Here is a 14,143-nt window from a genome sequence, read left to right on the forward strand (position 1 = left end):
TTATGATAAATCCAGTTTACATTAACTGTAACTCTTGTATCAGAACTTATATTGTTTGTGCCTGTAATAAATCCATCCTGCAATAGCTCCAATAATTATCAGAGGCATCACATAAACATATATAGGCTGCTCGAAAAGATAATCATATTGTCCTTTGGTAACATAAATATTGTTTGTTACAGAGTCAGAAGTTACCTCTTTTAGTTGAGTATCAATACCATTCTCAAAAAGATAACTGTTCTTCATGGAAAGGGTATAAGTTCCTACTTCAATGGCCTTGAGCTTAAAATTAAACTCCTTTTCCTGCTGCACACCAAAGGATTCAAGGTAGATCTTTGGAACTCCTGATATCACTTCGATCCCTGAACCACCTTCAAACACCAAACCATCGGGCACCTCAATATCCACTGTCACTGCTGTAGCAGGAGCATTACCTTTATTCTTTATCTTAATGGTACCCTGTATTTCATCATTACGATTTACAGTGTATTTGTCAAGAGTTGTCGTAAATTCAAGGTCCGCATTCACCAGGTCCTCACCGGCATTTACTATGACCGTAGGAGAATTAGATGAAGACTCCGGGAAATCAAGACCTGCTGAATTAGTAAAACTGGCAGTTGTAGGATTCAGTGAAAATGTACCTGCTTCTGTGGCTTTCAGGTCATAAACATAAATCTTTTTAGGCGAGCCCCCTACGGCCACATCCATCCTTCCGGGTTCACCAAGGATATTATCGGTCAAAACGAACTTTGCCTGCTGAGGATCTGAAAAAACAACATCCACTGCAGCATCATCACCAGTATTTTCAACGGTTACCGTTACACGTACAACGTCACCAACATTGACCTCAGATTTATCCACTGATTTTACTATCTTGAGTTCTGGTGTACCTGAATATGTTGCATATTCATGCCCACCGTCAATAACGGAGCTTTCAAAAAGGTCACTTACCCGATAGTTGTTAAGGATAATAGATACCTTTGTCACAGGAAGAGTACCACTGTACACAGATATGAGGGTCAGCTTCACCTGAGCATTATCTTCAAAATCAAATTCATAGGAATCACCTACGTTGATAAGGAAACTATCGAGCTCATCACCGTTATTGTAGATATAGAATGAAGCGGAATCAGCGCTTGGAAAAGCATCTGTCACATCAATTACATAATTGTTCAGCTGATAACCATCTCCAGCTGTAATGGAACCATTATAAATCTCTACTGCCGCAGCATTTCCTGCCAGTGCCAGACAGAAGAAAACCATGCACAAAGAAATAACCAATAAGCGAGCAACTCGGACCATGTTTTCCTCAAATAAACAGAATTTGATTTTGTTTTTCAGCTAAAATACGCAGTTATTAATATAAACCTTATGATTATGATTGTTTTTAAAATTTATGTAAAAACAAATACAATAAATTGATTTTACTCCTGAACTTTAACAATTTCAAGACTGACATCTATCCATTGCGACCTGTGGATAAGGGAACCCATTGAGATGATATCAACCCCGGTCTTTGCATACCCTTCAAGGTTATCCATATTAATGCCTCCTGAAACCTCAATTATAATGTGTTCAGGGATAGAGGATCTTCTCAGGAAATCAACTGTTTTTACTACCTCTTCAGGTTCCATGTTATCCAGCATTATAATATCTGCACCTGTCCTTGCAGCCACCAGGGCATCTGCTGATGATTCTACTTCAACCTCCATTTTCTGGGTAAAACCTGCTTTTTCCTTTGCAGACTTTATTGCAGCTTCCACACCCATCATCTTAACATGATTATCCTTTATCATTATAGAATCTGTAAGGTTGAACCTGTGTGGATCACCGCCTCCTGCAATAACAGCCATCTTCTCATATTTGCGAAGTCCGGGTGTTGTTTTTCTTGTACATGCGATCTTTGTCCTATCGGAATACTTACGTACTATATCCACACATTTGTTCGTGTTGGTGGCAATACCACAAAGATGTCCCAGGAAGTTGAGAACCAGTCTTTCTGTCCTGAGAATTAACAGGGAACTTCCTTTCAGAGTAAATATTACATCACCTTTCGATAATCTGTCACCATTTGAATAATCAGTAGAGTATTCGATCCCAAAGTAATCAAAAAAGGAAAGGGCAACATCGGTTCCTGCAAGAGTGCAGTCCTCTTTTGTAAAAATAATGGCTTCTACATTATGATCTGGAACAAGCTTACATGAAATATCATTATATCCAAGGTCTTCTTCCAGAAAACTTTCGATCTCGTGTGTATACATCATATTATCCAAGGATATGTATGGTAAAGTGATTTATATTCTTTCAGCATATAAGCAAAACCTACTTAACCAATCAATATAAGCAGTAATCAACAAACTCTAAACTCTTAATATCTAACTCAAGTATTATATTTTAATTTTCAGGGATCTAAAATGCTAAGTATAGGACTTATCGGCTGCGGAACAATAGGAACCAGCATATGCAAAGCCATTGATGATGGAACTATTGAAGCAGAGCTTGTAGCCATTTATGACAGGAACCTTGATGATGTGGATAAACTCTTGTCCACTTTAAAAAGATCAAAACCTCAGGTAATGGAAGTCACTGAAATGGTCAAAAATATAGACTTGCTCGTGGAGTGCGCCTCACAGGAAGCAGTCTATGAGATAATACCCTCAGCGCTGCATGCACATTGCGATGTCATGATCATGAGTGTTGGTGCTTTTTCTGATGAGAAACTATACAAGACCATAAAGGAACTTGCAAAGGAGAACAAATGCAAGGTATACCTTCCTTCAGGAGCCATTGTGGGCCTTGATGGTCTGAAATCTGCCTCTGCAGAGAAGATATATTCTGTTACACTCACAACACAAAAACCGCCAAGAGGACTTGCAGGTGCTCCTTATATTATCAGGAACAAGATAGACCTAGATAAAATAACTGGAAAGACAGTAATCTTTGAAGGACCTGCCAGCGAGGCCGTAAAGGCATTTCCTGCAAATGTAAACGTTGCAGCCACCATCAGTCTTGCAGGCATTGGTTTTGAGAAAACCAAAGTGAAGATTGTAGCAAATCCGGCACTTACACGTAACATACATGAAATATCCGTGGAAGGATCCTTTGGTGAATTCACAACAAGGGTTGAGAACGTTCCATCACCTTCCAATCCAAAAAGCAGCTATCTGGCATCCCTTTCAGCTATAGCTACTCTGAGAAAACTGGCAGATCCTATCCAGACTGGCACATGAACTAAAAAATATAAACCGGCAGGATACTTTTACTTCCCTGCACGGAAATTCAAATCTAAGGTAATGATCTCATGCAGGATACCCAAAAAACCATTGAAAGGATACTGAAACTAAAAGAGGAACGCAACGCTGTTATCCTTGCTCATAATTACGAGAGAGGAGAGATACAGGACATTGCCGATTTTACAGGAGATTCACTTGGCCTGAGCATACAGGCAACTGAACAGGAAGCCGATGTCATCGTATTCTGTGGAGTGCACTTCATGGCAGAAAGTGCTGCAATCCTCAGCCCTGAGAAAACTGTACTGTTGCCGGAGATTCATGCAGGATGCCCGATGGCTTCAATGGTGACTGCTGAAGCACTACGCGTGGAAAAGAAAAAATATCCTGATGCTGCAGTAGTCTGTTATGTGAACTCCACAGCAGATGTAAAAGCAGAAAGTGATATCTGCTGCACTTCTGCAAATGCTGTGGAAGTTGTGAACTCCCTTGAAGAGGATAAAGTGCTTTTTGTACCGGACAAGAATCTGGCAGACTATGTATCAAGGTTCACCAGCAAGAAAATAATCCCATGGAACGGATACTGTCCTACTCACAACCAGATACTTACAACCGACGTAATAAAAGCAAAGAATGAACATCCTGATGCTGAACTACTTGCACACCCGGAATGCAGAAGAGATGTAATTGATCTTGCAGACAAAGTATTCAGCACTACAGGAATGGTAGAGCATGTCAAAAATGCAGGTAACGAGTTTATCATTGCAACAGAGAGAGGAATTATACACAAACTGCAGAAGGACAATCCAGGAAAGAAATTCTACAATGTATCAGAATTCACAGTCTGTCCTGAAATGAAAGCCATAGACCTTAATTCTCTATTACTTTCACTTGAGAAAATGCAGTATGAGATCACAGTCCCTGAAAATGTGAGTGCAAAAGCAAGAATAGCACTTAACAGGATGCTGGAAATCAAAAGGAACAGGTAAGCCCTAAATGCAGACATATCTGAAACTTATGCGATCAGGCAACTGCCTCATGGCAGCTATTGCCGCCCTTGTAGGAGTTTTCATTGCATATAATATAGTTTCAGCCAACATCTCACTGAATCCCTACCAGGTTACTTTATCAACTTTTCCCATTTTAGATTCGTTAAAGGTATTTCTTGTGGTATTCTTAATAACAGGCGCAGGGAACGCTATCAATGACTATTTTGATATCGATATAGACAGGATTAACAAACCTGACAGACCAATTCCTTCCGGAAAAATCAGCCTGAGAACCGCATTGTATTTTTCACTTGCACTCTTTGCAGCAGGAAGCATAATTGCAGCATCCATTAATATGATATGTGGAGCCATCGCTGTTGTAAACTCCTTACTTCTGATATATTATGCAAGTACTCTCAAGCGTACAGCACTACTTGGAAATATTGCCGTAGGCTATCTTACAGGTTCAACATTCCTTTTCGGTGGAGCTGTTTTCTTTGAGTACGGGGGAATTAAAGACGTTTTTGTCCTCTTTGTGCTGGCAACCATGGCAACAATTGCCCGTGAGATCGTCAAGGATATAGAGGACATAGAAGGTGACAGGGAAGACGGAGCACAAACACTGCCAATTATAATTGGCCCTAAAAAAGCAGCATATATAGCATCACTTATCGGACTTGTTGCAGTTCTGGCAAGTCCTCTTCCATATATTCAGTCACTCATGACCGTGCGTTATCTTATACTGGTAGCTATTGCAGACACACTCTTTGCGGTGGCTGTATATGAGATACTCGGGAAAAACGATCCTGCACGTTCCTCAAAAATGTTTAAGATGGCAATGGCTTTTGCACTCATATCATTCATTGCGGGTGCATAAAAGTAAATCCTCGGGACTCTTTATTCATCCTGTTCAGATGATTTAATTACATCGGAATGCTTCAGGTATTCCTGCAATATCATTGGAAAAGTGCTTGCAGGTACGAATCTCACTCCCAACTCTTCGGCCCATTTCTGAATTCCGAAATCACTTGCAACTACAGCAGCATCCAATTCCTTTGCAAGGATTAGAACATCGATATCAGGTGCACTGTCAAGGATACCATAGCGAAGAGCAGAGCGGTATTTGTTCCTGAACTTTCCTATATGGCTGCCTATGACCCTTCTTTCAATATCAAAGCTGATGTCTTTTTTAGACTCTGCCTTTGACTCGGTGAGAAGACATTCAGTAGAGGCATCCCATATTGTTTCCTCGGCAATTGCCATTCCCTTATTGATGCGTTCCCGCATATGTGATACATACTCATGGAAAACCTTGGAAGGGATCTGCACATTATACCTGTCAGGAGCTTTTTTTACAAGCCATGTATCAATTTTTGCTATAACATCACTGTCACAGCCGTTATTGTGAGCAAACTCCTGCAGCTCCTTGTAAACAGATGGAAAAGGTACGTAACAACTTATACCAAGGTTTAATCTGGAACTTGCTATCAGATCAAGCACTTGCCTTATGCCATCACACATACCATCCTGTTCCAGTTTTTCTCTTACCTGAAGATCGGTCAATGCAGTAGTATCAAGAACGAAACGCTGTCTTAGCATAGAATTACCTCATATGTATCCGATCAACGGACTATTCCATATATAAATGGGCAGGATGAGCTTAAAGTATTTTTGGTAGTCGATTATATGGACGTGACTATATATAGTCCAGATTGGAAGAAAGTGAACAAATATTTTTAAATATTATGTAGATTTTCATATTATTATATATTTAATTACATATTATATCAAGGCGACTTGTAGCTTTCAAAACGATATACAAATCAAGGCCGTAATTACAATAAACATTTATCCGTACTATCTAGTGAATCAGATCAATACAAGCAAAAAAGGATAAATGACCACATTTATCGGGGAATTAAATGAAAATAAGGAATAGGGTGCTGTCAATCTTTGGGATGACATTCATACTGATGCTAATACTTTTTGCGGTTGTTACCGGGCAGATCCTGGATAATAGTTTCCATAAACTGGAACAAAAAGAGATGGCAAAGAATCTGGAGCGTGCAGATTCTGCTATAGAATCAAATATGAATAAGCTTGAGATCACTGCTGCTGATTGGGGATACTGGGATGATTCCTATTATTTCTTACAGGGAGACGATGAATACATAACGAATAATCTCGAACCGGAATCACTCATAAACCTGCACTCAGATATGATGTTATTCTATGACAACAATGGACAATTATACTATGCAACAGGTGCTGACCCCGATACATATGAGAAAAGAGAGATTCCTGAGTCTTTAGTTTCCTACCTGGGCACTGAAAAGAGTTTATTCTCAAGCCCTGCAGACCCTGTAGAAAAAAAAGGAATTCTTCAGACTCCTCAGGGAGAAATTTTACTACTGGCCTCTAATCCTATTACAACAAGTACAGATCATGAAAAGATAGACGGAACTCTCATTGTTGCAAAGTATGTGGATCAGGCATTTATAGAGGAACTTCAGGATCTTACCAAACTGAAAATTGCAGTTAATGGTATCGGCGCTGAAAATGCAACCATATCACCCGATATTTCGAATGATGGCGAAATCGGAATTGAAGTTATCAACAAAGATTCCATTGTTGGTTCTAAAATACTTTCTGACATAAATGGAAACTCAACATTTGTGCTGGAAGTGGAGATGACAAGAGAAATTCACCAGCAGGGAGAGATCGCACTTATCTACATGATCTCGGCCATCATATTGCTGGGAATCTTCTATGGATTTATTGTCATGTTTTCTATGGAAAAATACATACTTGTGCGTATATCTGATCTTAGAAAGAATCTTATTGCTATCACAAAAAGCGGTTCATTGGCATCACGTGTGGAAACGCAAGGCGATGATGAACTCACCGACCTCTCAAAGAGTATCAATGATGTTTTGACCACTCTTGAAGAAAAAGAGAATAAGATGCATGAAGAGGAATTAAAGACCCAGAAAAAGATGGAATCCATTATTGAGAATATCCTCAGTGGAGTTATCCTCATTGATGCTAAAACACATCTGATAACCGATGTAAATCCAGTAGCAGAAAAGATGATAGGACTGCCAAGAGATAAGATTGTCGGAAAGATATGCCATGAATTTATCTGTCCTGCTGAAAAAGGAAAATGTCCTATCAGCGACCTGGGAGAAACTGTAAACCGTTCTGAACGTGTTCTTATCAATAAGGAAGGAAAAAAGATACCTATTCTTAAATCCGTGGCTTCTGTAACATTGTCCGGCAGGGATTTCCTGATAGAGAGTTTTGTTGACCTGAGCAAAATAAAAGAAGCGGAGAAGGAACTTGTGCAGGCAAAGATAATAGCGGAATCTGCAAACAGGGCAAAGAGTGATTTCCTTGCAACCATGAGCCATGAACTAAGGACTCCTCTCAATTCTATTATCGGTTTCTCGGACCTTATTCTGGAAGGCAATGCAGGAGATCTGAAAGAGAATCAGAAGAGATATATCTCAAACATATCCACAAGCGGAAAACATCTGCTATCCCTTATCAATAATGTACTTGACCTTTCAAAGATAGAGGCAGGAAAAATGGAGTTGCATCCGGAAGGTTTCCCGGTTGAAGAAGTAATCCTGGAAGTTAAGCAACTTATGGCAAGTCTTGCCAATAAAAAAAATATAAAAATCAACTATTCAAGTGATGAGGATGTCGGAAAAGTCTTTGCTGACAAGACAAAAATTAAGCAGATCCTGTACAACCTCCTGAGCAATGCGGTCAAATTCACACCTGAAGGTGGAACGATAGATGTGAAGGTGGAAAATGCAGGAAAGATGGTGAGGTTCTCTGTGCAGGATTCTGGCATTGGCATTTCCAGTGAGGACATGAAGAAACTATTCACTCCTTTCACTCAACTGGACTCAGCTGCAAACAGGCAATACGAAGGAAGCGGACTTGGACTCACCCTTGTAAAGAAATTTGTTGAGCTTCACAATGGTAAACTGGAAGTTGAAAGTGAACCTGGAAAAGGTACAAAATTCACTTTTGAACTTGCAATCAAAGAGGATCCAAAAGACATAGAAAAGAAAGATACTGCTCTAGAAAAACAGACTGTGGAAATCGATGATAAGAGCTCATCAGCAGTTTCCACACATATAGAACCAGAGAACAGCACCGGAGATGAGGATCTTATATTAGTTGTCGAAGATGATGATGCCTCCAGAGAACTACTAGAAGAGACTTTAAAATATTCCGGGTACCGGGTAGTGTCCACATCCAGAGGAATGGAAGCAATTGAACTTGCTGAGAAGACACATCCCATCGCCATTACCCTTGATATAATGATGCCAGGAATGGATGGATGGGAAGTGTTGAACAAACTGAAGAATAACGAGAAAACAAAAGATATTCCAGTTATTATCACAACAATGCTTGATGAACGAAAAATAGGAACTGCACTTGGAGCCGAGGAACATTTCATTAAGCCGGTCCAGAAGAAAACACTCATAGCTACACTGGAAAGGATACGAAAGGGCAGTACAGACTCACCATTCCATCTGCTTGTTGTGGATGATGAGAAGGTTGCTGTTGAGATGATAGAAGAGATGCTTAAAGGTATGAACTTTGAAGTCACTTCGGCTTTTGGAGGAAAGGAAGCAATTGATATTGCACTGAAGAACCGCCCCGATGCTATACTACTGGACCTGATGATGCCGGAAGTCACTGGCTTTGATGTGATCAGAACTTTGAAAAGCAAAGAAGAGAGCCGAGATATTCCTATAATAGTATGTACAGCAAAATATCTTGAAAAAGATGATCTGGAAATACTGAACAAAGATATATCCGGAAAGGAGAGTTCAATAAGGAGAAACTGATCTCCCATATAAAGAACCTCCAAAAGAACAAGAAAACCAATTAAAGACCTGATAGAAATTAAAAAAGATGCAGCATGAAAAATACCATGTTGCATTTGTACTTTTTTGAAACTTATGATGTCTGAATCTTGCAGTTGCCGGTGTAGAGATCGGTTTAATTTCTGCAATTTGATGTTCAAATCATATCTATCCAATGATAATTGTTCAAAAAATAAGATTTATAAATATGCAATAATCGAATATACCTGAAAATTGCTTCAACAAAAGCTCAATTGAACAATTCAAACCGGAAATAATATTATATATATTTATCGGTTACATGGAGTTTAGAAGATATATAAAAACGAATCGGCAGGCATACACAATATAATTAAAAATATGGCACAAAATATATATTTAAAATTCACTATTTATACTTTGTGTGACGGTGTTGCACTGTTCTAAAAAGGTAAACAAAGGAATAAATATGGATTTTAAAAAAATGAATATAAGAAATAGACTTCTCTTATACATCGTTACCAGTATTATTATACTGATGGCCATAAGCACCTATGTGACCGTTCAAAAAGTCACGGAACAGGAAACAACTATGGCCTTTTCTGAGGCTGAAAGCGTTGCCAAGAGCTATGCATATTACTACGATAGTGATATGCGATCTAATCAGATGCTGGCTCAGACCATGGCCACAACTATGGAAAACTATGATACAGGCAACAGGGATGAAGTAAATTCGATCCTTAAGAACCTGCTCGAAGAAAACCAGGGACTTCTGGGTACGTATGTTGCATACGAATCCAATGCATTCGATGGACAAGATTCGGAATATGTAAATGATCAGGGACATGACTCCACTGGAAGATTTATTCCATACTGGAGCAGAATCGGTGGTTCTGTTGCTCTTGATCCGCTTGCAGGTTACGAAACAGATGATTATTACCAGCTTCCTAAAACTCTGAAACAGGACGTTATACTTGAACCTTTCATGTATAACGGAGTAATGATGATAAGCTACGTTTCCCCGATAATCAAAGATGGAAGTTTTGTGGGAATCGCCGGTGTTGACGTTTCTCTTAATTATATTGATGATGAGGTTTCAAAGGTCAGCATCTTTGATACGGGCTATGCATTCATGGTCAGTAACACAGGTCTGTTCATGTCCCATCCGACTGAAAAGAACTGGATAGGGACCAAGACCCTTGCAGATCTTAATGACCCTGAAATCAATAAAATGGCAGCAGACATCGCAAAAGGAATCAGTGGACGCATAGAGGTCACTGACCCGACAACTGGAAAAGATGTTGTAATGATATACAGTCCGGTCAAAACGGCTGATTTCGCATTTGTGCTGACAGTACCTAAGCAAGAAATGTTTGCAGGTGCAATGGAACTTAGAAATCAACTTATCGTTATCTCCATTATTGCCATTATCGCAATGGCCGGAATTGCGTATCTTATCGCACGTTCCATCACAAAACCTATAGAGAACATAGTTGATGACTTCGAAAAAATATCAACTGATGCGCTTGAAGGAAAGCTTAACAGAAAAGCAGAGACAAATGTAGGCATTGACTTTGAGGCGATACCCCGCGGACTCAATGAAATTATGCACACGATGACCGGCATTATCACTGATATTAGCAGGAACTCGAATGTTATTGCGAGCACATCTGAACAGATGTCTGCTGCAATTGAGGAAGTTACTGCTACATCAGAAGACGTTTCAAGGACTGTCGGAGAAATTGCGTTAGGAGCAAATGAACAGTCAACTAAGACTGATGATATTTCCCGTGCAATGAGTGATATGTCACTCAGTGTTCAGGACATTGCTACAAATGCACAGATTTCTGCTGAAATTGCTATAGAGTCAAGTGAAAAGACAAAGGATGTCGGAAACAGGTCTGAAGAATTGATCAAACAGATGGAAGAGATCCAGAAGAGTTCTATGGAATCAGTCGATGCTATCAAGGGGCTTGAATCAAAATCCAAGATGATTGGTGAGATTGTAAGCCTTATTACCAATATTGCAGACCAGACAAACCTGCTTGCTCTTAATGCTGCTATTGAGGCTGCAAGGGCAGGAGAACATGGAAAAGGTTTTGCTGTTGTAGCTGATGAGGTTCGCAAACTCGCAGAAGAATCAGGAAATGCAGCAAGCCAGATATCTGATCTTATTAATGAGATCCAGATTGAGACAAATGTTGTGGTTGATTCAGTTGAGAAAGGAAATACCACCGTACATGAAGGTGTGACTGCACTCAATGAAACTGTCAATGCCATGAGGGAGATCGTTGAGGGTTCAATAAAGGTTTCTGAAATGGTCCAGAATATTGCTGCTGCTGCACAGGAGCAGTCTGCCAGCATTGAGGAAATTACTGCTTCTATTGAAGATGTTACATCCATTTCCCAGGAAACGGCAGCAGGAACCGAGCAAACTTCTGCATCCGTTGAACAGCAGAACGCTTCCATGCACGAACTGGCGCAGAGCTCACAGGAACTTGCAGGTATGGCAGTTGCTATGCAGGAAATGGTCAGCAAGTTCGTACTTGACAGCGAAGAACAAGTGATGCATGAAGATGCACCGAAGAACGCACCAAAATTTGAAGGAAATAAGAAGGGACTTTAATTGTCCCTTTTTGTTTTTTGATTTTTATGATACTGATTCCTTACTGATACGCCCTTTCATCAATATCCTTTTCTTCCTCGTTAGCTGCATACATTGCAAATGATTCGGCAGCCTGCTCATAGAAATTCATAGCACTGCGTGATGTTGTTGGTTTTACACGGCTTTTGGCTTTGAGGAAGTGGTCGTAAGTAATCTTGATGCCTTCTGCTTTTTTGAGAGCTTCTTCCTGACTGAGACCTGGAGTTATCACTTCGCGCAGAGCCAGCATTGAAGCTTCACGACAGATGGACTCGATATCAGCACCAACATAACCTTCAGTTATTTCTGCAAGTTCTTCAACGTCCACGTCTTTTGCAAGTGGCTTGTCGGCAAGATGGATGTTGAATATCTTTTCGCGGCTCTGTTTGTCAGGAGGACGAACGTAAATCAGGCGGTCAAATCTTCCCGGGCGCAGAAGCGCAGGGTCAACAATATCAGGGCGGTTAGTGGCTGCGACTATCACAACGTCTTTGAGTTCTTCGACTCCATCGATCTCAGTGAGAATCTGGCTTACAACACGCTCGGTTGCATGGGCATCCACACTTGAACCACGTTCTGATGCCATTGAATCTATTTCATCGAAAAATATTATTGTTGGTGCAGCCTGTCTTGCTTTTCTGAAGGTTTCACGTACTGCACGCTCGGATTCTCCAACGTAGCGACTGAGGAGTTCCGGTCCTTTGATACTGATGAAGTTTGCCTCGCTTTCAGTTGCAACAGCTTTTGCGAGCATGGTCTTTCCGGTTCCCGGAGGACCAAAGAGCATGATCCCTCTTGGCGGTTTAGTGTTTACGGTTTCAAAGAGAGCAGGATATTTCAGAGGCCATTCAACTGCTTCCGCGAGTTCCTGTTTTGCTCCATCAAGGCCGCCGATGTCATCCCATTTCACATGAGGGACTTCCACGAAAACCTCGCGCATGGCCGAGGGTTCGATGTTCTTCAGAGCTTCATCGAAGTCCTTTTTGGTAACTTCAAGTTTTTCCATGAATTCCGGCGGGATCTCGTCTTCAACATCATCAATCTTTAGTTCAGGGAGAAGTCTCCTGAGAGCGTGCATTGCAGCCTCTTTACACAGGGATGAGAGGTCAGCACCTACAAAACCGTGGGTTACTGCGGCTATTTCTTTTAGCTCGAGGTCTTTTTCAAGTGGCATTCCTCTTGTGTGAACGTAGAGGATCTGCAGCCTTCCGTCTGCATCAGGAATTCCTACCTCTATCTCACGGTCAAATCTTCCACCACGGCGCAGGGCTTCATCAATAGAATTAGGGCGGTTAGTGGCTGCTATGACTATGACCTTTCCTCTGGATGCAAGTCCGTCCATGAGGGAGAGTAGCTGAGCAACTATCCTGCGCTCCATTTCCCCAACCACTTCATCTCGTTTTGGAGCTATGGAGTCAATTTCGTCAACGAAGATGATGGTTGGAGCGTTACGCTGGGCTTCCTCGAAAATCTCACGGAGCTTCTGCTCACTTTCACCGTAGTATTTGGAGACGATCTCTGGTCCGCTAACTGATATGAAATTGGCATCTGTTTCGCTGGCAACTGCCCTTGCTATCATGGTCTTTCCAGTTCCCGGAGGACCGAATAGCAATACTCCTTTTGGCGGGTCGATGCCGAGCTTGTTGAATAGTTCCGGGTGCTTGAGCGGGAGTTCTATCATCTCACGTACGAGTCCGAGTTCACGTTGAAGACCTCCGATGTCCTCATAGGTGACCTGACCTGCGGTGCTTTCTGCAATGGCAGCTTTCTCGCGTAGATTTATCCGGGTGTTGCGGGTCACTACCACCGGACCTGTTGGTTTGGTGGAGAGTACGACAAAAGAGATGGGATTGTTCACTGTCTCGACACGGATGTTCTGTCCTTTTGCAACGGGACGACCTTCCAGTATCCTGAGTATGAAACGTGCTCCGCCCACAAGATGAGTTTCCCTGGTTGGTGCGAGGGTGATAGCTTCTGCTTCTACGACCTGCACTTTTTTGAGTGTAACTGAGTCATCGATACCTACTTTGGCGTTATTACGCAGGTTACCGTCTATGCGTACTATGTCCTTGCCTGCATCTTCAAGATAACCCGGCCAGACTATTGCGTAGCATTTCTCCTTGCTCTTGATCTCGATTATATCGCCGCTTATGGCACCGATCTTTTGCATGAGAGTCTTATCGAGCCTGGCAATTCCCCTGCCTGCATCCCTTGGATAAGCCTGACCTACTTTTACAGTAATCTCATCTGTCAAGCCATATCACCACAGGACTGTTTTTGAATACGGTATCGACGGTCGTCATCAATAATATATTCAGTAGAAGTATGATTTAACGTTTCTGGGGTTTTGTGGGAGGAAAATGTGAAGTCAGAAAACATAAAACTGAAACCTAGATAAGTAATGAACTTTAATAA

The 14,143-nt window shown here is 41.1% G+C and carries 9 protein-coding genes; 5 read left to right on the plus strand and 4 right to left on the minus strand.

Going from position 1 to position 14,143, the window contains the following annotated elements; translation table 11 throughout:
* Positions 1–39: 39 nt before the first annotated feature.
* Complete coding sequence (locus BLP52_RS05740; protein ID WP_091709501.1) at positions 40–1,302, minus strand: BatD family protein; 1,263 nt, start codon at positions 1,300–1,302, stop codon at positions 40–42.
* A gap of 122 nt (positions 1,303–1,424) precedes the next feature.
* Entirely contained in the window at positions 1,425–2,261 is an 837-nt protein-coding gene (gene nadC, locus BLP52_RS05745; protein WP_091709683.1) for a carboxylating nicotinate-nucleotide diphosphorylase, read from the minus strand.
* Between the two features lie 153 nt (positions 2,262–2,414).
* On the opposite strand from nadC, the gene BLP52_RS05750 reads away from it, so the two are divergent.
* The 3 genes from BLP52_RS05750 to BLP52_RS05760 all read left to right on the plus strand — a co-directional run bounded on the left by BLP52_RS05750 (position 2,415) and on the right by BLP52_RS05760 (position 5,096).
* Positions 2,415–3,230: an aspartate dehydrogenase gene (locus BLP52_RS05750; RefSeq protein WP_091709503.1), complete on the plus strand. Its 816-nt coding sequence runs from the start codon at positions 2,415–2,417 to the stop codon at positions 3,228–3,230.
* 71 nt (positions 3,231–3,301) lie between these two features.
* Positions 3,302–4,219 carry a quinolinate synthase NadA gene (gene nadA / locus BLP52_RS05755; RefSeq protein WP_091709504.1) on the plus strand — a complete coding sequence of 306 codons (918 nt, stop codon included), beginning with the start codon at positions 3,302–3,304 and terminating at the stop codon, positions 4,217–4,219.
* A 7-nt stretch (positions 4,220–4,226) separates the two neighbouring features.
* Entirely contained in the window at positions 4,227–5,096 is an 870-nt protein-coding gene (locus BLP52_RS05760; RefSeq protein ID WP_091709506.1) for a geranylgeranylglycerol-phosphate geranylgeranyltransferase, read from the plus strand.
* Between the two features lie 20 nt (positions 5,097–5,116).
* Here BLP52_RS05760 and BLP52_RS05765 read toward each other — a convergent pair whose 3' ends face one another.
* Positions 5,117–5,818: an RNA ligase partner protein gene (locus BLP52_RS05765; RefSeq protein ID WP_091709508.1), complete on the minus strand. Its 702-nt coding sequence runs from the start codon at positions 5,816–5,818 to the stop codon at positions 5,117–5,119.
* A 323-nt stretch (positions 5,819–6,141) separates the two neighbouring features.
* On the opposite strand from BLP52_RS05765, the gene BLP52_RS05770 reads away from it, so the two are divergent.
* Positions 6,142–9,087, plus strand: a complete 2,946-nt coding sequence (locus BLP52_RS05770; protein WP_091709510.1) for a response regulator — start codon at positions 6,142–6,144, stop codon at positions 9,085–9,087.
* Positions 9,088–9,568: 481 nt separating this feature from the next.
* On the plus strand, positions 9,569–11,710 hold the full coding sequence (locus BLP52_RS05775) for a methyl-accepting chemotaxis protein (protein WP_162272943.1): 2,142 nt from the start codon (positions 9,569–9,571) through the stop codon (positions 11,708–11,710).
* A gap of 40 nt (positions 11,711–11,750) precedes the next feature.
* On the opposite strand, the gene BLP52_RS05780 is transcribed toward BLP52_RS05775, so the two are convergent.
* Positions 11,751–13,982 carry a CDC48 family AAA ATPase gene (locus tag BLP52_RS05780; RefSeq protein WP_091709514.1) on the minus strand — a complete coding sequence of 744 codons (2,232 nt, stop codon included), beginning with the start codon at positions 13,980–13,982 and terminating at the stop codon, positions 11,751–11,753.
* Between the last annotated feature and the right edge of the window lie 161 nt (positions 13,983–14,143).

Source organism: Methanolobus vulcani, assembly GCF_900100715.1.
In the GTDB taxonomy this organism is placed as follows: domain Archaea; phylum Halobacteriota; class Methanosarcinia; order Methanosarcinales; family Methanosarcinaceae; genus Methanolobus; species Methanolobus vulcani.